Raw genomic sequence first — 21164 nt, forward strand, 5'->3', positions numbered from 1 at the left:
CTCGCGCGAGGTGGTCGGGCATGGTGGGCCAAGCCCTCGTACTCGGATGAGCAGCGGAGGGGAGCGTGGCCCGGCGTCGCACATCAGCCGACCCTGTCGGGGTGGGTGGGATGGGTCGGGCGACCACGGCGTATCGGTGGAGCTGGCACGGCAGCTCACAGAGGGTGCTTCGTAATGTGCATTACGCGGTGAACATGAGCGTAGTATCTACTACGCGGAAGTCAACACCTCGATAACATTGGTTCGGTAACGGTGACGACACGCCTCCGAGAGGACCGCACCGCGCCGATCACCGTGCGGGAAGCCGCCGGTCGGCCGCAGCACCACGATCACGCCTCGGTCGCTCCCGGGCCCCTCCGCGGCGCGGCGCCGTGGGAGCCCGCTTCTCGCCGCGTGCGGAAACCGTAGCGCCTGCTACGACAGGTTGCCCACCGGTCTCGTCCGCCGGTCCGGTCCGGTCGGCACAGAACGGGTCCTCAGGATTCGAACGAAAGACCCCTGTTCAGCCGGACAGGACCGCTGTGGCGATCTCCTCGAACACGGCCATGTCGTAGTCGAAAAGCGAGTCCGGCACGGGCCAGTGAAGGACGATCTCGGTGATGCCGACGGCCGCGTACGAGCCCGCGAAGTCGACGAACGCCTCCAGCGACCTCACCGGTGTCTCCGTGGTGAATCCGGTGAGCAGCACCTTGTCCAGTTCGTCCACGTCCCGCCCCTCCGCCCGGCACGCTTCGGCGAGGCGGGCCACCTGGCCGCCGACGGCGTCGAGGCACTGCTCGTGCGTACCGGTCGCGAAGAGTTTCGGGTCGCCCGTGCTCACCCACGCCTGTCCGTGACGCGCCGCGAGCCGCATCCCCCGCGGCCCGGTCGCGGCGACGGCGAAGCGGATACGGGGCCGCTGCACGCAGCCCGGGATGTTGCGGGTCGCCTCCGCCGAGTAGTACCTACCCGCGTGGGATGTCGTGGGCTCGCTCAACAGCCGGTCCAGCAAGGGGACGAACTCCCCGAAGCGGTCCGCCCGTTCCTTCGCCGTCCATGCCTCCTGGCCCATCGCCGTCGCGTCGAAGCCGTCGCCACCCGCGCCGATGCCCAGCGTGATCCGCCCGCCGGAGATGTCGTCGAGCGCGATCAGGTCCTTGGCCAGTGGCACCGGGTGCCGGAAGTTCGGCGAGGTCACGAGGGTTCCCAGACGCATCCGTTCGGTGGACACCGCGGCGGCCGTCAGTGTCGGGACCGCCCCGAACCATGGTTTGTCGCGGAAGCTCCGCCAGGACAGGTGGTCGTAGGTGTACGCGGTGTGGAAGCCCAGCTCCTCGGCGCGCGACCACTGATCGCGACCGCCTTCCTGCCAGCGGCGGACAGGCAGGATCACGGTACTCAGGCGCGGGAAAGGAGTCATGGCGGAAGTCCAGCCGCGTTTCCCCCCGCGGGCATTGTCGCGGAGGACGATCATTCCGGGCTCTTTCCTGTCCGCGCCGACAGTGCGTCCCGACCCCGACCGAGGTGAACTGTTGGCATGACCGCGACCGAGAACTCTCCCAGGGTGATCGACGGGCCCCACCTCTCCGCGCTGATCACCACGGACGACGCCATCGAGGCCGTCCGCGCGGCGCTGCTCGACGGACTCGATCCTTCGGCCGCCGCGCCACGCACCCACGTTCCGATGTCCGCGGGCCAGCTCCTGCTCATGCCGGCCGAGCACGCCGGCTACGCCGGTGTGAAGGTGGCGGGCGTCGCGCCCGGCAACCCGCGCCGCGGCATGCCCCGGATCACCGGTGTCTATGTGCTCCTCGACGCGGCCACCCTGCTGCCGCTCGCGGTCCTCGACGGCCAGGAGCTGACCCTGCGGCGCACGTCCGCCGTCTCCGCGCTCGCCGTCAACTGCCTGGCCGCGCCGGACGCCGGTCATCTGCTGCTCTACGGCACGGGCCCTCAGTCCCTCGCTCACGCCCGGGCCATCGCCCGGGTGCGTCCGCTGCGCCGCGTCGACGTGCGAGGCACGCACCCAGCGCGTGTGGAGGCTTTCGTCGACCGGTGCCTGGCGGCAGGGCTTCCCGCGGCACCGGCCGCACCGGACGCGCTGGGGGAGGCCGACATCGTCGCCTGCTGCACCTCGGCGGGCGAACCCCTCTTCGACGGCCGTGAACTCACGGACCGGGCCGTGGTCGTGGCCATGGGGTCCCACACCCCCGGAGCGCGGGAGACCGACACCCACACCGTCACCCGTGCCACCGCTGTCGTGGAAGACCCGGCGACAGCACTGCGCGAGGCCGGCGACATCGCGATTCCCGTCGCCGAAGGAGCCCTTCACCCGACGGCACTCGTTCCGCTGGCCGATGTCGTACGCGGGCGTGTCTCCGTCGACTTCTCCCGTCCCCGTCTGTTCAAGTCGGTCGGCATGGGGTGGCAGGACCTCGCTGTCGCGGCGCGCGTCCATCAGGCGGCCTGCGCGCCCGGCGGTGCCCGTGACTGACACGTCCGGGCGTTCCGGGGCCGGCACCGAGCCCCGCGGCCCGCGCCTGACCGGCGAGGAGCGGGCCATGGCGGCCGGCGAGGCGGGTGAGGCCGTGGCCTCGGCGATGCGCATCGTGCTGGGCGCGGCCCGCGCCTCCGGCGCCGCGCGTCTGCTCCCGGTGGAGTCCGCCCACATCGACAGCTGCCTCTACCACGGCGTGGCCGGACTCGACTTCGCCGAACGTCTCGTGCGGCTCGGCGGACGTACCGCGGTACCCGCCACTTTGAACGTCGGCTCGCTGGATCTGCTCCATCCCGGCCTGGCCCGGCCCGCCGGTCAAGACGCGGCGGGCGCACGGCGGCTGATGGACGCCTACACCGCACTCGGCTGCACGCCCACCTGGACCTGCGCCCCCTACCAGCTCGATCACCGCCCGTCCGCGGGCACGCACGTGGCCTGGGCCGAATCCAACGCCATCGCCTTCGTCAACTCCGTTCTGGGCGCCCGCACCGACCGCTACGGCGACTTCCTCGACATCAGTGCCGCGCTCACCGGCCGGGTCCCGGAAGCGGGGCTCCATCTCACCGCCAACCGCCGTGCGCGCGTCGTCATCGACTGCGCCGGTGTCTCGCGCGCCCTCCTCTCGGAGGACGCCGCCTGGGGGGCCCTCGGCATCGTCGTCGGAGCGCTGGCGGGCATCCGTGTGCCCGCACTCACCGGCCTGCCGGACGACGTCGACGAGGACCGGCTCAAGGCCCTGGGCGCCGCCGGCGCCTCCGCCGGCGGCGTCGCCCTCTTCCACGTGGTCGGTGTCACCCCGGAGGCACCCACGCTCGCCGCCGCGCTGCGGGGCGGGCTTCCCGAGGCGCGGCACACCGTGACCACCACGATGCTCCGCGAGGCGCGCGACCTGGTCTCCACACCGGAGGGAGCCCGGGTCGACGCGGTCTGTCTCGGGACGCCCCACTTCTCTCTCACCGAGTTCGAGCGGCTCGCCGGACTCCTGCGGGGCCGGGCGGCGTTCGACCGGGGCACCACCGTCTACGTCGCCACCAGCAGGTCCGTGCTCGCCGCGGCGCGCGAGCGGGGCCTCGCCCAGGAATGTGAACGCGCCGGCGCCGTCATCGTCACCGACACCTGCACCTACGTGACACCGATCCTCGATCCCGGGACGCGAGTCGTGATGACCAACTCCGGCAAATGGGCCTGGTACGCCCCCGCCAACATCGGCGTGGACGCGGTCCTTGGCTCGCTCGGTGAGTGCGTCTCATCGGCACGAGCAGGGGAGGTGCGCCGTGACGAAAGCCTCTGGCGCTGAGCCGCACGACAGCGGCGCGGACACGTCCGGCTCCGGCCGGACGATGCCGGCACGCACCCTGAGTCCCGGCGACGGCGCGGGCCGGCTGCTCCTGCTGGATGCGCCGGTCTCCTTCTGGGGCGGCGTCGACAGCACCGGGACGGTCGTCGACCGCCATCACCCTCGGCACGGCGTCCGCCTGTCGGGCCGCGTCGTCGTCATGCCGTCCGGCAAGGGATCGAGTTCGTCCTCGTCCGTGCTCGCCGAACATATCCGCGCCGGAGTGGCACCCGCCGCGATCGTCCTGCGCGAGCCGGACATGATCGTCACGCTGGGAGCCCTCGCCGCGGGTGAGCTTTACGACACGTGGGTTCCTGTCGTGGTCCTGGCGTCGGCGGACTTCGACGGGCTGCCCCGCGACGGCGCCGCCCGCGTCGAGGGAATGGAGCGCGGGGCGCGTGTGACGCTCGGAGTCGCCCTCCCGCTCAGCGTGGCGAGCGGGCGAGCCGGTGAAGCCGCAGTTGGAGAACAGCGGCCAGGACCGCGTCCGGATCCGCCAGATCCAGACCGCTGATACTGCTGACCCGGCGAAGACGGTACCGGTAGGTGTTGGGGTGGACGTGCAGCAGCTCCGCCGCCGCCACGGCGTCCCCGAAGACGGCGAAGTGGGTCAGGAGGGTCTCGGCCATCGTGGTCCGGTGCTTCTCGTCGTACGAGATGAGTGCCGTGGCCGGGCCGTCAAGTTCCTCCTCGCCCGCGGCCAGGGTGTCCGACAGCCTCAGCAGGAGTACCTGCATCTGTACGTCGTCGATCCGCGCGGCCCGCCCTTCGATCTGTCCGCTGCGCATCACCCGGAGCACCTTGTCGCAGTCCTCGTACGAGCGCCGGAGTTCCTGAACGGTACGCGCGGGGCGCCCCAGTCCCGCCCGTGTCCGGCGCGCCCCCGGCCGGTGTCCGGTGAAGTCCTCCAACAGGCGCAACAGGGCACGGCTGTCGTCCCCGCCCTCGTAGACCGGCACGGCCGCGTACACGGTGTCGCCCACGCGGCGCACCACGCAACGGGGACGGACGGCCGCCAGATGCATCCGGAGAGCCGCCGTCAGGTCCCGCAGCCGCTCTTCGGCACCGGGGTCCCCGGGAAGAGCGGCCTCGTCGCCGGGATCGTCCGTCCCGGGCTGTACCGCGATCATCCGGTACGGCCTGCGGGGAAAGCCCAGGCGACCGCCGGCCTCCGCCGCTCCCGCGGTGCCGGACAGTATCCGCCCGAGCAGGTCGTCGCGCAGGCCGGCCTCCACGTCCGCCACGGCGCGCGCCCGCAGGACATGCAGTGCGACCGTCTTCGCCGCTTCCCCGTAGGAGGTCAGTTGCTCCTCCGTCAACGATGTCGCCGGGGCGGCCCACATCGAGCCGACGATCTCCCCTCCGGCCCTCAGCGCCACCGCCACCCGGCCGAGGCGCTCCTGCCCCATGGGGGCGAAGACCAATGGGCGGTCGCTGGCGCACAGTTGGTCGAAGACATTCCGGCGCCGGTGCAGCTCGACGTATTCGTCCGGGTCCCTGCGGGCGAGGATGGTGCGCTTGCGGACGTCGTCAGTCAGCTCCTGGCCGCCGGAGTACGCGAGCACGTGGGCCGACCGGTCCTCGATCACGAGCGGCGCCCCGACCAGGGCGCTGACGGCGTCGGCTGTCGCGAACAGGTCGTCCTCGGCGGGCACTCCGCCGGTGAGGCGGCCGATCTCGCCGGCCTCCAGGCGGCTTCTCACGAGTGCGACGACCTGGGACCATGACGCGGAGCGTGCCAGGTGGAGAAGAGCGGTGCCGTCCGTGCCGGTTTTCTGAACTCCGGCGCCCGTGGCGTGACAGCGGTGCTTGATGACGACGGCGGCGGCTCCGTGCCGGTTCGCGGCCGCCAGCAGTGCCGACGCTTGGTCGTCGCGCTCGACACCGACCCCGAGGACGATCTCGCCCACCGCCGCGTACACGGGCTCGGCCGGGTCCTGGATGCTGATGCCGGTGACAGTTCTGTCCAGACCGAGCGGCGCGTGAGCCACCCACAGCACGGTCGTGCCGAGGGCGTGGAGCACTTGCCGCAGTGATGTCTCACCGGGTGGGTTCTCGTCCATGTGCCGTCCTCGTCGCTCGGTCCGGGTGGCCGCGGCCGAGCACGTCACGCGCCGTCGGCCGGGCGCCGACCGTCGAACGAGTCCTTCAGCGCCGTGAGGAACAGCTCGACGTGTTCGCTCTCCCAGATCAATGGGGGCCTGACCTTGAGCACTTCGTCCGCGCGTCCCGTGGTGCCCACCAGGACGCCGCGTTCCCGGAGGCGTTCCGCGAGTTCCGTCGCCGTGACCCCGCCCGTCTCCGCCGGCCGGATGTCGATCCCGGCGAACATGCCGTGGCCGCGGACGGTCAGTCCCATTCCCTGCCTGATTTCGGTACGCAGTTGCTCACCGACCCGCCCGCTCCGCTCGACGAGGTCCGTCTGTTCGATGACGTCCAGAACGGTCAGCGCCGCGGCGCAGGAGACCGGATTGCCTCCGAAGGTGCTGAAGTACTCGTCGACCCGCACGAACCGCTCGGCGATCTCGCGCCGGGTGACCAGGGCCGCGACCGGGTGGCCGTTGCCCATGGGCTTACCGAGGGTCACGAAGTCCGGTGTGAGGCCGAAGTCCTGGAACCGCCAGAGGCTCCGGCCGCCCCGTCCGAAGCCTGCCTGTACCTCGTCCGCCAGGAACAGGCCGCCCAGGGCGTGGGTCTCATCCACCAGGCCCCGCATGTAGTCATCGCCGGGTTCAAGGACACCGACGCTGCTGAAGATCGTGTCGACGGCGACCAGGGCCACGTCGTGTCCGGCCTGCCGCAGGGCGGCCCTCGCCCGACGTATGCCGTCGGTCGCCGCCCCACGGCCGGACTGCCGCGCGTCGGCTCCCGGAGGCGGAGGGACGAACACGGCAACGTGTCCGGGCCGCGCGGAGGCGGGGTACGCGTTTGTCGACAGGGGCGCCGTCGCCGCGGTGACCCCGTGGTAGGCATGGTCGGTGACCACCGCACCCGAGTTTCCTGTGTGGGCCAGGGCCATTCTCCAGGCCAGGTCGTTGGCTTCACTGCCGGAGTTGACGAAGACACACGTGTCCAGCTCCGGAGGCATCGTGGCCGTCAGCCGCTCGGCCAGCTCGACGACGTGCGGGTGCAGATAGCGCGAGTTGATGTTGAGGGTCCCCGCCTGCCGGCTGATCGCCTGAACCACGGCGGGGTGGGAGTGGCCGACGACGGGGACGTTGTTGTACGCGTCGAGGTACCTGCGTCCGTCGGCGGTGTGGACCCACGCTCCGGATGCCCGGACCACCTGTAGCGGTTCCCGGTAGAACAGCGGTGAGAGCGTGCCTCCGAGGTGTGCGCGGCGGCGTGCCAGCAGCGTGGGATCGGGCGGCAGGGCGGCGGCGGTCCGCGAGGTGCCGCACAGGCGGTGGAAGCGGTCGGCCAGCGCGGCCGGGCTCGGACGGCTCAGCAGCTCGATCATGCGCCAGCTGCCTTCGTCCAGGCTGGTGACGTACGCGTGGTTCTCGGGGTGCAGCGGCGCGCGCCAGGCGGAGATCAGCACCGTCGCGACGAGCCGCGCCAGGACCAACTCGCCGAGGACTTCCACCTCTTCCGGTTCGAGGGGCGTCATCTGTTGGTAACCGTCCAGGAAGCGGCCGGCGGGCCGCCACGGTTCCGCCGTCACCCGCAGCAGTGATGCCAGGCCGATGGCGAGGTCACTGACCCGGGCGGTGTGGTGCATGTCCCCGAAATCGATGACACCGGAGACCTGCCCGCCGTCGTCGACCAGCACATTGCTCAGGGTGACATCGCCGTGCAGGACGAATGCCGGCAGTGTGGCCGTCGCGGCCGGCAGGATGTCGAAGCGGTCGAGCAGCCCTTCCACCAGTTCTCGCCGACCGGCGTCGGGGAGCTGGGCGGCGAAGGGCCGCAGCCCGGTCACCACGCGTGGATCCCAGTCGAGCTGACGGAGCGCGGCGGGGTGCGTGAATCCGCGCAGGGCTCCCGACAGGCGGGCACACGTGGACCCGAAGTCCGTGCCGAACCGCGGGGAGAGAGCGGACTGGTCGGCCGCGGAGCCCGCCACCACGGTCAGGACCCGGACCTGATGGAGGCGGCCGTCCGGTGCCTCGACGGTCGTGGCCGAGGCCCCGTTCCGGTCCGGCAGGATCCGTGGGATGGGGAACGCCGGATCGACGGCCTCCACGTGCCGCATCGCGGCGTTCTCCATATCGATGACGGCGGGCTCGTCGGCGGAGTTGGAGACCTTGAGGATCAGGTGCCTGCCGTCCGTCGCCACGGCGAGAAAGTTGCTGTCCCGCTCGCTGCGCAGCGGCGTCAAAGTCGCCTCGATCCCGAAGCGGGTCCGCAGAATCCCGGCTGCGGCCTGGGCTCCGATCGCGGGCGCGGGTTCGAGGAGAAGCGCGGTCCGACGGTCCGGGGTACCGGTCTGCGACGTGGTCACGTGGTGTCCGTCCCGTGTGGGGTGGGCGTCATCCTTCGCCACCGGGCCCGTCGTAGAGGTTCCACGGCAGCAATTCGAACGGGGTCTCGCAGGGGTTTCCCGCCGCCACCCGGTACTCGCCCGAAGTGAGGTCGACGAGGCTGGACATGATGGTCTTGGACTTCATTACGTCGCTCTGCCGGGAGTCCGGGTGACAGCACACCCCGTACGGGTGGCCGGTGTGGTCGCTCATCGTGTCCGTGACGACCTTGCGGACCTGTGCGGAGTCGACGGCGTCCCTGGCCGCCGCCAGACCGCGCTCGATCACCTGTACCCGGTACAGGGAATCGGGGGACGACATCCGGTAACTGCCCCTCAGCGGTTCGGGCACGCCGTACTGATAGTGATTGCCGTGCACCAGCACCCCGTTGACCGGAGTGGCCCAGCGGTGGATCACGGGGGTGGTCTCCAGATCGACGGCGACCCCCTTGTGGTGGGTGACCAGCAAATTCGTGGCGATGTGCTGGCGCACCCGGTTGGGTATGTCCAAGGCGTCGCGGAGGTTGTCGCAGTCCAGCAGCAGGCGGCGCATGACGGGCTGCGGCAGGCCCACGGGGGTGCCGAACCGGCCGTCCAGTCCGTTGGCGTTGAGCGCGATACCGGCGGAGTTGGCGCCTTGGCGGCCGATCTGGCCTGCCTCCACCTGCATGATGACGGTGGGTCTGGGCGGCTGGACCACGCGCAGCATCACGGTGCTCGCCTGGGTGCCTTCACGCCAGTCCCAGTTCTGGCCGCAGTAGACGTGGCTGTCGCCGGTGGCCTCCGGCATCAGGGCGAAGGAGGAGCAGCCGTCCGTCTCTTCCGTCGCCCGCCCCGGAGCGAAGGCGCTGTCATGGCCGCGTACGATTTCGCCCCGCGCGTTGAGTGCCAGGATTTCGTCGGGACGTACGCCGGCGCCCTCGGCGATGGCGTCCATCTCCTTCAGCAGGTCCGGTGCCGCGCCCTCCACCACGCCGCGCCACTGGCGGGCGGCGTCGAGTACCTCCGGCCACCGGAGTCCGGACGCCACGGCGAAGGCTTCGCGGTAGTAGTCGACGGAGCTTCGGATCTCGCCTCGCGCCGCCTCTCCGTACGCGTGGCCCCGCTCCCCCGGGCCACCGCTGACCTCGATCAGCGGTATCGCTCGTCCTGCCATCAAGGATGCTCCACTTCCCGGCGCACACTGGCACCCGGACTCTAGTCTTGACTACACTCACACAGTGATCGGTAGTGAGCATTACCGGAAGGGTAGCTAGCATTACATGAACATTCAAGGGATGTCGTCATGACTACAAACGACAATGCCGAGGACTCGCTGCGCGAACGGGTGGCGAGCAAGCTGCCGGTCATGCCGCCCGCGGAGCGCCGTGTCGCCGAGTACTTGCGCGATCATGCGCAGAGCATCGTCTTCTCCACCGCCGAGGAGATCGGCGCGGCCACCGGCACCAGTGACGCGACCGTGGTGCGCACCTCGAAGACCCTCGGCTACTCGGGACTCCCCGATCTCAAACGAAGCATCGGCCAGCAGATCATCAACGCGACCCGACCGTCCGTACGTCTCAACCAACGCATCGACAGCGCGGGCAAGGAGACGGCCACCCTGCTCGACCACGTCTTCTCCGAAGCCGGCGAGCGGCTCGCCGAAACACTCAGACTCACACCACGGGAACAGTTCGACGAGGCGGTCGGCCTGCTCACCGAGGCCCACGAAGTGCTCGCCTTCGGCGTCGGCCTGTCCGAGATCCCCGCGCGGTTCCTCGCCATGAAGATGAATCGCCTCGGGCATCCGACACAGTTCGTCGGCGCTGCCGGTTTTCTTCTCGCCGACGGTCTTCTCGGGCTGCGGGAAAAAGACGTGGTCGTGATCTACGCACCCGCCCGGCTGACCACGGAGCTCAACGTCGTGCTCGACCACGCCAAATCGGTCGGCGCGAAGACGGTGCTCATCACGGACTCACTGGGCCCCACGCTGACGGACCGGGTGAGCGTCACGTTGCCCGCCGTCCACTCGGCCACCGGCTACACCGCCGAGGCCTTCAGCTCACTGCTGATGACGGACTGCCTGTTGCTGGGAGTCGCGGGACAGGACCGCGACCGGGCGACGGCCGGCTCCGAACTGCTCCACACCCTGCGAGCGGCCCTGGCGCCGGACGCCGAGCGTGGCCGGGCAGCCGCACGGCGCAGGGCCGCCCAGGAGGGAAAGTCATGACCGGATCCGCCTCCGTGCGCCGCTACGACTCCGCCCGGGTCCTCGACCCCGTCGAGTTCTACCACTCGGGGTCCACCGCCTTCTTCGCCTCCCAGAAGGACCAGCGCTTCTCGTACTGCTTGTACGTGCCCGCCGCGTACAAGACGGCGACCACACCGCTGCCACTGGTGGTACTGGTACACGGCACGCAGCGCATGGCCGAGCGCTACCGCAACGAATTCCGCGACTTCGCCGAGGAGCACGCCTGCGTGGTACTCGCGCCGCTGTTCCCGGCAGGCATCGTCGTACCCGGCGATCTGCACGGCTACAAGAAGATCGACGGGCACGGCGTCCGGTACGACCACGTGCTCCTCGATATCGTCGAAGAGGTAGGGCAGCGCTACCGCGTGAACACCGAGCGCCTGCTTCTGCAGGGCTTCTCCGGCGGCGGTCAGTTCGCCCACCGCTTCGCCTACCTGCACCCCGAGCGACTGGCCGCGGTGTCCATCGGCGCCCCCGGCAGGGTCACCCGCATCAGCCAGGACGTTCCGTGGTGGCCGGGCACGGCGAACATGAAGGAAGTGTTCGGCAAGGACCTGTCCCTGCCCGAACTGCGCGACACGAAGGTCCAGATGGTGGTCGGCGGGAACGACACGGAGACCTGGGAGATAGCCGAACCCGGCCTCGACGCCGGTGGCGACACTCGCGTCGAGCGCTTGATCTCACTCCGGGACAACTTCCGGCAGAACGGCATCGAGGTCCGGTTCGACATCGTGCCCGGCGTTGCCCACAGCGGTCTGGAAATCCTGCCGACGGCCCAGGAATTCTTCAGTACGGTCCTCTCCCGCTGACGGGGCCCCCTGGACGAGGGGCCTTACGCACGCCGGACGGGCAGGGGTGCGGTGATGACCGACTACGGACACGACCTCATGTTCGGGGCACTGCTGGAGCCGCTCGCCGACCGGCCCCAGGACGTCCTCGCCCTGGCCGAACTCGTCGAAGCGGCGGGGCTCGACGTAGTGAGGGGGTGGCACGGGCTCACCGATCGCACCGGCCGCACGAGCTCATCGGCCCAGGGAAGCCGTCACCTCTCGCGCCGCCCGCAGGAAGACTTTGACCGGTTCGGTGAGCCCGCCGTCGCGCCAGGCGAGCAGCAGGAGTGTGTCCGGGAGATCGGCCACAGGTACGGTGACAACGGCGCGGCCGGTCCGGTCGGCGGCGCTCTCCCCGACGACCACGATCAGCTGTCCGACGGCGACGAGGTCGACCAGTTCGTCGACCGCCGCGACGGGCGGCTCGGGACGGTAGGTCTCCTCGCCCCGCAGGTCCGCCAGCGTCACCGCGGCGCGCTCCGCAAGGCGGTGCCCCGCCGGCAGCAGTGCCATGGTCCGCTCGGTAGCCAGTTCCGTACGGTCCAGGCCACTGAGGTCGTCACTGGCACACAGAAGCCCGACATCGGCGTCTCCGGCGCGAAGCGCGGCGGCTTGGTCACGGGTGAACACCATCTCCACCGGACCGCCGCGGTGCCGGCCGGTGTGGGCGGCGACCAGATCCCGTAGCAGGCCGGAGCCCGTGCCGGGGTTGGTGGCGACCAGCAGAGATCCGGAGCGGTAGGCATGCCGCGCGCGGGCCACGGCCCGGTCCATGGCGTCGAGGATCCCGTGCGCCTCCACGAGAAAGACCTCCCCGGCCGGGGAGAGCGCCACGCGGCGGCTCGTACGCTCGAACAGCGGCACTCCCATCCGGCGCTCCAGCTGGCTGATGGCGCGTGACAGCGGGGGCTGGGAGATGCCCAGGCTCGCCGCCGCCCGGCCGAAGTGCAGCTCGCGCGCCACGGCGACGAAGTAGCTCAGTTCTCGCGTCTCCAGCCGATCCATACCTTCAGGGTACTGGTTCATGCCCAAACGATCATGGCTCTCCGGGTCCGGAGGTGGTGAAATCGACAACGGCGGCGGTGTGAGCCGCCCACCTCCGCCGAGCCCCCGAGGAAAGCGATACCCCATGAGCGACGAACGCCAGGTACAGCAAGTTCTAGCCCGTTATGTGCGTGCCGCCGACCACCGCGACGGGGCAGCCATGTCCGCGCTGTTCGAGACCGACGCCACCGCGGAGATCTTCTACAACCGCGCCGGCGTCCCGGAGAAGATCACCGAGCTGGTCGGGGCCGAGGCGATCGGCGGGGCCATCGCGGGACTGATGACGCCGCATCCACCGCGCGGTTGGAGCCACCACACGACCCACGACCACATCATCGAGGTCGACCGGGACAGTGCCACGATCGACGCGCAGTTCGTTGTGTACAACACCGTCGGCGACGAGCGACCCGAGGGCGGCTGGCCGCCGGGCGCGGCCGGCGCACAGGGCACGATCACACCGATCGAGAGCGGGTACTACCGCCCAGCACTGCGCCGCACGGACGGGGCGTGGAAGATCTCCCACCACCGCGTCATCCTCGACCAGCCGATGGCGTTCCCGGGAGCGTAGGGCAGCCGCAGGTTCTCCTCGTCGGGGCGTCGACGCCCGACGAGGGCGTGCCCGTAGCCCGAAGCGGGACGGGGGGCCTCCAGCACAAGCCGCCGCGCCGCCGGGGCAGAACCCCGTTGATCGTTCTGCGATGACACCGCTCGACCGGAATCATGTCCGAATGTGCGTGTTCCATGGCCGTTCAGCCATGGCCGGGTACTGGCGTTTGCCGGTCACTCCTTTCTTCACTGTTGGAGCGGTGCGGAGAAGCGGTGGCGGTAGTCGCTCGGGGTGATGCCGAGGTGCCGTGTGAAGCTGCGGCGCAGGGTGTCGTCGCTGCCGAAGCCCGCCGCGTGGGCGGTGGCGGTGATGGACTCGCCGGACAGGAGAAGTGTTTTGGCGAGTTCCAGCCGGGCGGCCTCGACGAAGGCGGCGGGTGTCACACCGAGTTCGGCGTGGAGTGTGCGGGCGAGATGGCGGGTGCTCAGGCCGGCGAGACGGGCCATCGTGTCGGTGGTGTGGGCGAGCTGGGGTGCGGCGAGGACGTCGTTGACGACGCGGCGTACGGCATCGCTGGTGGCCGTGGGGACCCGGGAGAGGGTGGTGAACTGCGACTGGCCGCCCGGGCGTTGGAGGAAGACGACGAGTTCGCGGGCGACGTCGCGGGCCATGGCCGCGCTGTGGTCCTCGCGCACGAGCGCGAGGGCGAGGTCGATGCCGGCGGTGACTCCGGCGGAGGTGATGACAGGGCCGTCCTGTACGTAGATGGCGTCAAGGTCGACCTTGACGCCCGGGTAGCTGCGCTGGAGGAGTTCGGCGTACTGCCAGTGGGTGGTGGCGGCACGTCCGGTGAGGATTCCCTCGTGGGCCAGCAGGAAGGCCGCGGTGCACACACCCGCCGTACGCGTCGCGCCGAGGTGGAGGGTCCGGACGGCCGCCAGCAGGTCGGCGCCGGCGGGGGGCAGCGCGCAGGCGCCGGGGACGATGACCGTGTCGTACTCCATGGCCTCGCCCACGGTCAGGTCGGCGAGCATGCGCGCGCCCGACGACGCGGTGACGGGCCCGCCGTCCAGGGAGAGGAGACGGGTCTCGTAGCGGGCGCCTCTGGTGTTGGCGGTGGTGAACACGTCGAGCGGGCCCGCGACATCGAGGAGGGTCATCTCGTCGTAGAGCAGGATCCCGACCGTGTGGGGAGACGACGCGGCACCGGTGTCCGGGCCGGGACCGCGGCGCTTCCTGGACCGCTGCGCCGGGTCCGGGTCGGCGATGTGCGTGCTCATACAGGACATCGTGCCTCTTCCACGGCGACAAGCGTCGGCGGGGCTCAGCGCGGTGCGATCGTGCGGACCGCGTCTGCCGTGGGCGTGCTGCCGCTGACGGCGCCGAGGGTCAGGCCTGCGGTGTTCGGGGTGTGCGCGATCTCCGCGAGTAGGGCGGCCACGTCCGCGCGCGGGATACCGCCCTCCGCGGGTGAGGCGGCCAGTGGACCGGGCGGGGAGGTCAGATCGACGGTGCCGGACGCCGGATCGTCGGTCAGCCAGCCGGGGCGCAGCACGGTCCACTCCAGCGCCTCGCGGACCCGGACGGCGTCGTCGGCCGCGCCCTTGATCCGCAAGTAGTGGGCGAAGCCGTCCTCGCCGGGGTGGGACGCGTCGGCGCCCATCGAGGAGAGAAGGACGAAGCGGCGTACGCCCATGGTCTGGGCCGCGTCCGCGAAGCGAACCGCGCCGAAGCCGTCGACGGCGGTGGTCCGCGCGGGCCCGCCCTTGCCCCCGGCGCCCGCGGCGAAGACCGCCACGTCGGCGCCGGCCAGGACCCCGGCCAGTGCGCCCGGCACCGCCGTTTCCAGGTCGATCAACTCGGGGCTGGCTCCCGCAGCGCTCACGTCCGCCGCGTGGTCCGGATTACGGATCAGCCCCACCACCTGGTCGTGACGCCCGACGAGGATCCGCTCCAGCCCCAGCGCGATCCGACCGTGTCCCCCGGCGATGACGATGCGCACGAATCGATCCTCTCGACAGCGGCCCGGGCCGACCTGGCGCCGGGCTCTCACCTCCAACGATCCCCCGGACCAGGCCGTCCTGCCACGCGCCCGCGGACACGGGACCCGCACATTCGGACATGCCGCCAGACCCCCTCTTCCGGCGCTTTGAAGAATCCGGCCGGGCCGGGCCGAAGACCGAGTTGGTTGTTCCGCCCGTGATCGTTTTCACCGGTTCGCTCGGCCTGGTCCCCAACCAGGTCGTGCTGTCATGGCCGCGCATCCGGGGCGAGGGCGAGCCGGCCGTCCACCGCGCGGCTTTCCATTCGTTCGTGGGCGGTGACCGCCTCGGAGAAGGGCAGTACCTCGACCTCCACTTCACCGAGACCTGCGGTGAGGGCGGTCCGGGCCGCTTCGAGGCCGGGGGGCGGATCGCGTCGGGGTGGGTGGGCAGGTACGCACCCGAGTTGAAACCGGACACGGTGACGCTGCGCAGCCACAGATCGTTGCTGCCGATCGAGTGGTCCCAGTCGCCGCTGGCGTTCCCGCAGACGAGCAGGCGACCGCCCGGCGCCATCAGGTTCAGGCTCTCCGTACGCACGTTGCCGCCCACCGGGTCGATGATGATGTCGAAGCTCTCCCCGGAGAGCGACTCGCCCAACTCGGCGGAATCGACCACACGGTCGTACGGCAGCCGGCTGCGCCCCGCCGGCGCGGTCACCATCGCGATCAGCAACCCGACCGCGACGCCGCCCACACCCAGCTCCCACTCCACCTGCCCCCCGCCGTGCGTCACTCCCGGCCGGCCGTGACCCTGGCCTGACGAGAGCCTGGACCGCCCGACCCGCGTGGATCCGGTGCACCTGGCCTGGCTTTTGATCCAGTCTGCTCCAGACGACAGGCCCTCACGCACCACAGCGAAAAAGGTTGCACGGTCGAACCATATGGTTGTACGGTCGAACCATGTCGGAAGATGGTGGAGCAGCGGATCCTGCCCTGCTGCAAGACGCGCTGCGGGGCTTCGTCCGTGCCTTCGGGCTGCACCAGCCCGAGAGCACCCCGTGCGGTCGGGCGATCCCGGTCTCCGAGGCGCACGCCCTCGGTGAGCTCGCGCAGGAGGGTGAACTGCGGCAGGTGGAACTGTCACGCCGGCTGCGACTGCAGAAGAGCACCGTCAGTCGGCTCGTCGGGCAGTTGACTGCTCGTGGCTGGGTGGAACGTGCCACGGCCCCCGACGACGGCCGCGGGATCATCCTGCGTCTCACACCCTCGGGGCGGAACGCCGCGCACAACCTTGCCGAGGCGAGGCGGGAGAAGTTTTCCCGGCTGCTTGATTCGATCCCACCCCACGAACGGGCGGGCGTACTGCACGCCCTCGGAGTCCTCACGGAGGCACTGGATGAATGACGGCAAGCGCCGGCGATTGACGGTCGGCGTCGCCGCAGGGGGTGTCTGCGCCGCACTGGCCGCAGCCCTGCTGACCGGCCGCGCGTGGGAGGACAGCGGCGACCTGCCGACCGACAGGCAAGAGACGGTCGCCGAACGGGGTCGGAGTGTGATGCCCTTCGACCTCGAACAGACCACCCACCACTTCACTCCCACCAAGACGGGCGGGCTCCAGGACGTCGTCGCCGACCAGCCCGGCGGCGAGAAACAGATCGGCCTCATACGCACCCATCTCCGGCAGGAGGCCAAAGCGTTCAGTCAGGGCGACTTCGGCGACCCCGCCCAGATACACGGCGCAGGCATGCCAGGCCTGGCAGCACTGGAAGCCGGCTACAAACGCATCCAGGTGCGCTACCGGGAACAACCCGACGGGGCGAACCTCACCTACGACACCGAAGAGCCCGCGCTGGTCGACGCGCTGCACGACTGGTTCGAGGCGCAACTCGGCGACCACGGTGACCATGCCGAAGCCGGGCGCTCATGACATGACGAACCTTCATGACCCGTACGAGCTGTGGGCGTACCCTCCGTCGAGGACTTCCGCCGCCTGCGCACCGATGCCGGCCTCTCGGACAAGGCCCCCGAAGCGGTCGCGCTCGCCCTTCCCAACACATGGCACGGGGTGATCCTCCAGCACGAGGGGAAGCCCATCGGCATGGGGCGCGTCATCGGTGACGGCGGCACCGCGTTCCAGATCGTCGACATCTGCGTGCACCCCGCACACCAGGGGCGCGGCCTCGGCAAGCGCATCATGGCCGCCCTCACGGAGGAACTGGAGCGCCGGGCACCCGCAACCGCTTATGTCTCACTGATCGCGGACGGCCCCGCGCGCCTCCTCTACGAGAAGTTCGGCTTCGCCGACACCGCCGCGCACAACTCCATCGGCATGTACCGCGTGATGAGCGGAAGCGCCGGGTCCAGCGGATCACGGCCGGAGCCGTAAGCAGGGGCGACTCCCACCAGCCCACTCACCACTGCACGAACCTCTACTGCCACGCCGGCACCCTGCGCGACGACCTTGCCTGGCGCACGGTGCCGGCGGCGGCCTGGACCTCACTGAACGCCGGTCCGTACTCTGCGCAGAATCCCGTCGATCACCTGCCGGTGATTTCGCCACCTGCCGCAACGCCTGTTGCCGACCGGAGGAACGGCCGCAGCCGTTCCCACTCGGCATCACTCAGACCACGACGCCCACGACGCCCACGATCACCTGCGAGAGAGCTCATTGAAGCGAGCCCGTACTTCACACTCCGGCTCGGGGCATCAGTCGTTGAGGTCCAAGCGAAGCCCTTCGGTGACACCAACCATCTACAACTGGCCGCGGACAGGCCCTGGCTGTATCGGCCCGGAGGGTTGCGTGACGTCTGTCTGCCCGCGCCCCGGACCCCTCAGGGCAGTACAGAAGCCAGCGATTTGGGCAGGTTCGCTTTCAGGTCGTCCCACTCGCCGGTGCTGACGTGCCGTTGGAGAGCCCTGAGGACGGTGCGTACAAGCTCTTCGGTGCCGCCTTCGATCGCGTAGGGGAATTCCTCCCGGACGCGGGTGAAGAATTCCTCCCTGTCCATTTTCATCGGCGTCTCGGAGGGCTGCCAGCCTTCGTAGTAGATGCCCCGTACCAAGGTCGGCAGTTGAGCGGCGAACTGCGCGCTCTCCTCGACCGACAAGCGGTCGCGCAGAGGGTGCAGAACTCCTCGCAGCGCGGCGTAGGACTGTTTCCGGCGGTCCTTGGGCCACCCGAAGTCCTCCTCGATGTCTTTGAGGAGCTTGTTCGCCTTGTCCACCATGGAGTCGAAGGAAGAGAAACCTGTGTCGACCATCGTGCGGTCCTTTCGCTTGCTTGGATGGGCGGACCCATGGGGTCCGGGGTGGGGTTGGACGGTGGGGCGGATGTGGGGGTCGATCGGCTCACCCTCCACGCCGCCGCTCACGCCCTCGCGCAGAACGCTGCCCGTTATCGATCGCCTCCGTCGTGCCGGTCGTCCTGCGACTCATCGCCTTCTCCGGCCCTGCCCGGGGGTCGGACCGCGGCGAAAGTGTCGCCGGGGCGCCGCTCCGCGCGGGATTCCCGGACGGCTTCGCGGAGTGCCTTCCGGAAGCGGCCGGGGCCCCACGACCGGCCCCCGACTGCCTTCTTGAGTTCGACGCGCTTGAGCGGGCCGCTTGCGTCCAGGGTCTTCGCCACTTGCTCGATCTCGTCGTCCAGGGACTGCTCGGCCATGGCCGAGGAGCGGCTCTTCGTACCCATGGTGCCGACCATGCCCGGCGAGTAGAATGAACTGCCGGTTCCGGGCCGGTACTGCCGTGCCCCCGTCTGCTCGCGCTCGTGTCGGCGAGCCGTCCGGGCGGCGATCCGCCGGTCACGGTCCCGGGCTTTCGCACGCACCCCTTCCGGCCGGGCACGGTCACGCTCGGCCTGCGGAGAAGGCTCGTCACGCCAGTCCGCCTCCGCCTCCTCCGCGGTCAGCGGAGTGGCGATGTTCTCGAGGGACTGCTGCTCCGCGCGGACGCCGAAGAACACCTCCGCCACTCCGCCGAGGGCCATGGCGGCAGCTCCGATGAGGAAACCGGCGGCCACCTGATTCGCGTCACCGCTGTGGATGAACTGGCCGAACAGCACCGGCCCGGTGATCCCGCCCACGGCTGTCCCGACGGCGAAGAACAGGGAGATGGACAGCGCGCGGGTCTCCATCGGAAACACCTCGCTGACCGTCAGGTACGCCGAACTCGCCCCGGCGGACGCGATGAAGAAGGTCACCGAGACCAGCAGGAAGAACCACCAGGCCGTCAGCGAGTCATTGATCATCAGCACCGCGAGTGCGACGGCGACGGCCGCCGAACCGAAATAGGTACCGGCGATCATCGGCTTGCGGCCGACCGTGTCGAAGAGCCGGCCCAGGAGAAGCGGGCCGAGAAAGTTCGCAACGGCGAAGACGGCCATGAAGTACGGCACCGAGCCCGAGGAGACGTCGAAGAAGCCGCTGAGGATCGTGCCCAGGTCGAAGACGATCGCGTTGTACAGAAACGCCTGTCCGATGAACAGGGCCAGTCCGAGAATCGCGCGGCGCGGATATCTCCGCATCGCCGTCCGGGCGATCTCCGAGAAGGGGATGACGTCTCGCTGACGGATGGTGATCGCCGCACCCGGGTCCGGCAGCTCCTGCCTCGTCTCCTGGCGTACCTCGGACTCGATCCGGTCGACGATGCGCTCGGCCTCCTCCTCCCGCCCATGGATGAACAGCCATCGAGGACTCTCCGGGACGTTGCGGCGCACCAGCAGGATCCCCAGCCCGAGGATGCCGCCGAGACCGAAGGCCAGCCGCCAGCCGATGTTCTCCGCGAAGGCGTCGCTGAGGAGCCCCACCGCTGCCAGGCTCCCGATCGCGGCGCCGACCCAGTAGCTGCCGTTGATGGCCAGATCGACCTGCCCGCGGTTGCGCGACGGGATCAGTTCGTCGATGGCCGAATTGATCGCCGCGTACTCGCCGCCGATCCCCATCCCGGTGATGAATCTCGCCAGGAGGAAGTACCAGAGCGCGGGCGAGAAGGCGGTCGCCACCGTGGCGATGATGTAGATCCCCAGGGTGACCATGAAGAGTCTTTTACGCCCGAAGCGGTCCGTGAGGCGGCCGAAGAACAGAGCACCCAGACAGGCTCCGGCCACGTAGATCGCGGCCGCCGTGCCGATGTCGGCGCTACTGAGAGCGATGCCGCTGCCCTTCTCGATCATACGGGAGGCCACGGCCCCAACGATCGTCACCTCGAGTCCGTCGAGGACCCAGACCGAGCCGAGGCCGATCACGATCCGCCAGTGGAAGCGTGACCACGGCAGCCGGTCGAGCCGGGCAGGGACGCGTGTGGTGACAGTTGCCGTAGATGCGTCGGTGGTCATGGCGTTCCTCTAGGTCGGAACCGGCGAAGAATATTCAAACGTGACGGCACATCATGTCTCCCATATAGTATTTTTCCATGCTGAACTGCCGCCTTTTCGGACATCGCTTTCGCTTCTCCAGCGAAGACGAGACGATGCGCTGGCGCTGCGAACGCGGCTGCGGGGCCGGGGGCGCCAAGCGGTATCCGACAGCCGAGGACGCCCAGCGCTACGCGCGGGGGCTCGACCGCGAAGACCGCAAGGACCTGGGCCGCAACGCTCCCCTCGTAGGCCTGTTTCCCTTGCGATTGGTGCGTGCTCTGCGCGGACGGAAGCAGCGGTCCGATTCCGGACCGGATACGGATCGCCGGCACACGGGCATGTGAAACACGGGCACGTGAGGTGTACTCACCACACGGCTCCCCCGGTGGGGATGGACTGACGGGAGACGGTCTGCCCGGACTGGCCGGGCACGCACGTCTCCTCACCTCCGCCTGAGAACATTGGATCAATAAATGTGACGCATGTCCGTATCAGCGTGGCGAACGGGTGCGTTCCGCCGGCCCGACGGCTCTCCTCAGGCCCAGGTGTCGTCGAAGGACAGTACGAATATGTCGCCCCTGGCCCCGGCGGACGCGAGCGCGCCGATCGCCTGCCGGGTGGGCAGGCACGACTGGGGCGCGTGGTGAAAGTGGCGTCGTCCGCCCGCAGGGCGGGGCTCACGGCGGCTGGTGCGTGCCATCGCAAGGCGGAGGATCGCCCTCGTACCGGGCGTACTCGGGCGACCCGACAACGCCGCGAGCGTGCGTGCCAGGCGTCGTGAGCAAGACGGGACTTTCACCACACGCCCTAGGTGTATTGACTCGCAGGGTTGTTCACACGGCTGATGGGCGGGTGTCCGCCCAGTGCGGTGTGGCAGCGGTGGTGGTTGTAGGTGTGGAGGA

Annotated in this window: 21 protein-coding genes; 10 read left to right on the forward strand and 11 right to left on the reverse strand. The window is 69.9% G+C overall.

What is annotated here, in order from left to right:
* Positions 1-502: 502 nt before the first annotated feature.
* On the reverse strand, positions 503-1399 hold the full coding sequence (locus tag ACIBBB_RS35995; protein WP_398989664.1) for an LLM class flavin-dependent oxidoreductase: 897 nt from the start codon (positions 1397-1399) through the stop codon (positions 503-505).
* Positions 1400-1516: 117 nt separating this feature from the next.
* On the opposite strand from ACIBBB_RS35995, the gene ACIBBB_RS36000 reads away from it, so the two are divergent.
* Genes ACIBBB_RS36000 through ACIBBB_RS36010 form a run of 3 tightly spaced genes read left to right on the forward strand, consistent with a single transcriptional unit; the run spans position 1517 to position 4326 of the window.
* Complete coding sequence (locus ACIBBB_RS36000) at positions 1517-2473, forward strand: ornithine cyclodeaminase family protein (RefSeq protein ID WP_398989666.1); 957 nt, start codon at positions 1517-1519, stop codon at positions 2471-2473.
* Entirely contained in the window at positions 2466-3773 is a 1308-nt protein-coding gene (locus tag ACIBBB_RS36005) for an aconitase X (RefSeq protein ID WP_398989669.1), read from the forward strand. The genes ACIBBB_RS36000 and ACIBBB_RS36005 overlap by 8 nt, the downstream gene beginning before the upstream one ends.
* Positions 3751-4326, forward strand: coding sequence for an aconitase X swivel domain-containing protein (locus tag ACIBBB_RS36010; protein WP_398989671.1), 576 nt, complete (start codon positions 3751-3753; stop codon positions 4324-4326). The genes ACIBBB_RS36005 and ACIBBB_RS36010 overlap by 23 nt, the downstream gene beginning before the upstream one ends.
* On the opposite strand, the gene ACIBBB_RS36015 is transcribed toward ACIBBB_RS36010, so the two are convergent.
* Genes ACIBBB_RS36015 through ACIBBB_RS36025 form a run of 3 tightly spaced genes read right to left on the reverse strand, consistent with a single transcriptional unit; the run spans position 4238 to position 9430 of the window.
* On the reverse strand, positions 4238-5875 hold the full coding sequence (locus tag ACIBBB_RS36015; protein ID WP_398989673.1) for a PucR family transcriptional regulator: 1638 nt from the start codon (positions 5873-5875) through the stop codon (positions 4238-4240). The two genes, ACIBBB_RS36010 and ACIBBB_RS36015, sit on opposite strands and share 89 nt — an antisense overlap.
* Before the next feature lie 44 nt (positions 5876-5919).
* Positions 5920-8256 (reverse strand): aminotransferase class III-fold pyridoxal phosphate-dependent enzyme, encoded by a 2337-nt coding sequence (locus tag ACIBBB_RS36020; RefSeq protein WP_398989675.1) that lies wholly within the window; start codon positions 8254-8256, stop codon positions 5920-5922.
* A 28-nt stretch (positions 8257-8284) separates the two neighbouring features.
* Positions 8285-9430, reverse strand: coding sequence for a C45 family autoproteolytic acyltransferase/hydolase (locus ACIBBB_RS36025; RefSeq protein WP_398989677.1), 1146 nt, complete (start codon positions 9428-9430; stop codon positions 8285-8287).
* Between the two features lie 129 nt (positions 9431-9559).
* Between ACIBBB_RS36025 and ACIBBB_RS36030 the strand changes: the two genes are divergently transcribed.
* Complete coding sequence (locus tag ACIBBB_RS36030) at positions 9560-10483, forward strand: MurR/RpiR family transcriptional regulator (protein ID WP_398989679.1); 924 nt, start codon at positions 9560-9562, stop codon at positions 10481-10483.
* On the forward strand, positions 10480-11313 hold the full coding sequence (locus ACIBBB_RS36035; protein ID WP_398989681.1) for an alpha/beta hydrolase: 834 nt from the start codon (positions 10480-10482) through the stop codon (positions 11311-11313). The genes ACIBBB_RS36030 and ACIBBB_RS36035 overlap by 4 nt, the downstream gene beginning before the upstream one ends.
* Positions 11314-11526: 213 nt before the next feature.
* Here the strand turns inward: ACIBBB_RS36035 and ACIBBB_RS36040 are convergent, their stop codons facing one another.
* Entirely contained in the window at positions 11527-12339 is an 813-nt protein-coding gene (locus ACIBBB_RS36040) for a LysR family transcriptional regulator (protein WP_398989683.1), read from the reverse strand.
* Between the two features lie 124 nt (positions 12340-12463).
* Here ACIBBB_RS36040 and ACIBBB_RS36045 point away from each other — a divergent pair, with 124 nt between their 5' ends.
* Positions 12464-12946 (forward strand): nuclear transport factor 2 family protein, encoded by a 483-nt coding sequence (locus ACIBBB_RS36045; RefSeq protein WP_398989685.1) that lies wholly within the window; start codon positions 12464-12466, stop codon positions 12944-12946.
* 224 nt (positions 12947-13170) lie between these two features.
* Here ACIBBB_RS36045 and ACIBBB_RS36050 read toward each other — a convergent pair whose 3' ends face one another.
* From ACIBBB_RS36050 to ACIBBB_RS36060, 3 genes are read right to left on the reverse strand one after another with little or no spacing between them, the layout of a single operon-like run.
* Complete coding sequence (locus ACIBBB_RS36050; RefSeq protein ID WP_398989687.1) at positions 13171-14205, reverse strand: GlxA family transcriptional regulator; 1035 nt, start codon at positions 14203-14205, stop codon at positions 13171-13173.
* A 44-nt stretch (positions 14206-14249) separates the two neighbouring features.
* On the reverse strand, positions 14250-14927 hold the full coding sequence (locus ACIBBB_RS36055) for an NAD(P)H-binding protein (protein WP_398989689.1): 678 nt from the start codon (positions 14925-14927) through the stop codon (positions 14250-14252).
* Entirely contained in the window at positions 14830-15630 is an 801-nt protein-coding gene (locus ACIBBB_RS36060; protein ID WP_398989705.1) for a zinc-binding dehydrogenase, read from the reverse strand. The genes ACIBBB_RS36055 and ACIBBB_RS36060 overlap by 98 nt, the downstream gene beginning before the upstream one ends.
* A 239-nt stretch (positions 15631-15869) precedes the next feature.
* Between ACIBBB_RS36060 and ACIBBB_RS36065 the strand changes: the two genes are divergently transcribed.
* From ACIBBB_RS36065 to ACIBBB_RS36075, 3 genes are read left to right on the forward strand one after another with little or no spacing between them, the layout of a single operon-like run.
* A complete protein-coding gene (locus ACIBBB_RS36065) occupies positions 15870-16313 on the forward strand; it encodes a MarR family winged helix-turn-helix transcriptional regulator (RefSeq protein ID WP_398989691.1) in 444 nt (147 codons plus the stop codon).
* Entirely contained in the window at positions 16306-16836 is a 531-nt protein-coding gene (locus tag ACIBBB_RS36070) for an aspartate carbamoyltransferase (protein WP_398989693.1), read from the forward strand. Before ACIBBB_RS36065 ends, ACIBBB_RS36070 begins: the two co-directional genes overlap by 8 nt.
* Before the next feature lie 30 nt (positions 16837-16866).
* On the forward strand, positions 16867-17295 hold the full coding sequence (locus ACIBBB_RS36075) for a GNAT family N-acetyltransferase (RefSeq protein ID WP_398989695.1): 429 nt from the start codon (positions 16867-16869) through the stop codon (positions 17293-17295).
* A gap of 445 nt (positions 17296-17740) precedes the next feature.
* Here ACIBBB_RS36075 and ACIBBB_RS36080 read toward each other — a convergent pair whose 3' ends face one another.
* Together ACIBBB_RS36080 and ACIBBB_RS36085 are read right to left on the reverse strand one after the other, a co-directional pair.
* Positions 17741-18169, reverse strand: a complete 429-nt coding sequence (locus ACIBBB_RS36080) for a DUF2267 domain-containing protein (protein ID WP_398989697.1) — start codon at positions 18167-18169, stop codon at positions 17741-17743.
* 134 nt (positions 18170-18303) lie between these two features.
* Positions 18304-20241 carry an MFS transporter gene (locus tag ACIBBB_RS36085; protein WP_398989699.1) on the reverse strand — a complete coding sequence of 646 codons (1938 nt, stop codon included), beginning with the start codon at positions 20239-20241 and terminating at the stop codon, positions 18304-18306.
* Between the two features lie 77 nt (positions 20242-20318).
* On the opposite strand from ACIBBB_RS36085, the gene ACIBBB_RS36090 reads away from it, so the two are divergent.
* On the forward strand, positions 20319-20606 hold the full coding sequence (locus ACIBBB_RS36090; protein WP_398989701.1) for a hypothetical protein: 288 nt from the start codon (positions 20319-20321) through the stop codon (positions 20604-20606).
* 191 nt (positions 20607-20797) lie between these two features.
* On the opposite strand, the gene ACIBBB_RS36095 is transcribed toward ACIBBB_RS36090, so the two are convergent.
* The gene (locus ACIBBB_RS36095) at positions 20798-20962 is read right to left on the reverse strand and encodes a hypothetical protein (protein WP_398989703.1); all 165 of its coding nucleotides are present in this window, start codon (positions 20960-20962) and stop codon (positions 20798-20800) included.
* Positions 20963-21164 lie beyond the last annotated feature (202 nt).

This window comes from Streptomyces sp. NPDC051217, assembly GCF_044455465.1.
In the GTDB taxonomy this organism is placed as follows: Bacteria; Actinomycetota; Actinomycetes; order Streptomycetales; family Streptomycetaceae; genus Streptomyces.

Bases quoted from the DNA above. Each gene is read 5' to 3' on its own strand.
- ACIBBB_RS35995 (WP_398989664.1), bottom strand. From the start codon at position 1,399: ATGACTCCTTTCCCGCGCCTGAGTACCGTGATCCTGCCTGTCCGCCGC.
- ACIBBB_RS36000 (WP_398989666.1), top strand. From the start codon at position 1,517: ATGACCGCGACCGAGAACTCTCCCAGGGTGATCGACGGGCCCCACCTC.
- ACIBBB_RS36015 (WP_398989673.1), bottom strand. From the start codon at position 5,875: ATGGACGAGAACCCACCCGGTGAGACATCACTGCGGCAAGTGCTCCAC.
- ACIBBB_RS36025 (WP_398989677.1), bottom strand. From the start codon at position 9,430: ATGGCAGGACGAGCGATACCGCTGATCGAGGTCAGCGGTGGCCCGGGG.
- ACIBBB_RS36030 (WP_398989679.1), top strand. From the start codon at position 9,560: ATGACTACAAACGACAATGCCGAGGACTCGCTGCGCGAACGGGTGGCG.
- ACIBBB_RS36035 (WP_398989681.1), top strand. From the start codon at position 10,480: ATGACCGGATCCGCCTCCGTGCGCCGCTACGACTCCGCCCGGGTCCTC.
- ACIBBB_RS36040 (WP_398989683.1), bottom strand. From the start codon at position 12,339: ATGGATCGGCTGGAGACGCGAGAACTGAGCTACTTCGTCGCCGTGGCG.
- ACIBBB_RS36045 (WP_398989685.1), top strand. From the start codon at position 12,464: ATGAGCGACGAACGCCAGGTACAGCAAGTTCTAGCCCGTTATGTGCGT.
- ACIBBB_RS36050 (WP_398989687.1), bottom strand. From the start codon at position 14,205: ATGAGCACGCACATCGCCGACCCGGACCCGGCGCAGCGGTCCAGGAAG.
- ACIBBB_RS36060 (WP_398989705.1), bottom strand. From the start codon at position 15,630: ATGGTGACCGCGCCGGCGGGGCGCAGCCGGCTGCCGTACGACCGTGTG.
- ACIBBB_RS36065 (WP_398989691.1), top strand. From the start codon at position 15,870: ATGTCGGAAGATGGTGGAGCAGCGGATCCTGCCCTGCTGCAAGACGCG.
- ACIBBB_RS36070 (WP_398989693.1), top strand. From the start codon at position 16,306: ATGAATGACGGCAAGCGCCGGCGATTGACGGTCGGCGTCGCCGCAGGG.
- ACIBBB_RS36080 (WP_398989697.1), bottom strand. From the start codon at position 18,169: ATGGTCGACACAGGTTTCTCTTCCTTCGACTCCATGGTGGACAAGGCG.
- ACIBBB_RS36085 (WP_398989699.1), bottom strand. From the start codon at position 20,241: ATGACCACCGACGCATCTACGGCAACTGTCACCACACGCGTCCCTGCC.
- ACIBBB_RS36090 (WP_398989701.1), top strand. From the start codon at position 20,319: ATGCTGAACTGCCGCCTTTTCGGACATCGCTTTCGCTTCTCCAGCGAA.
- ACIBBB_RS36095 (WP_398989703.1), bottom strand. From the start codon at position 20,962: ATGGCACGCACCAGCCGCCGTGAGCCCCGCCCTGCGGGCGGACGACGC.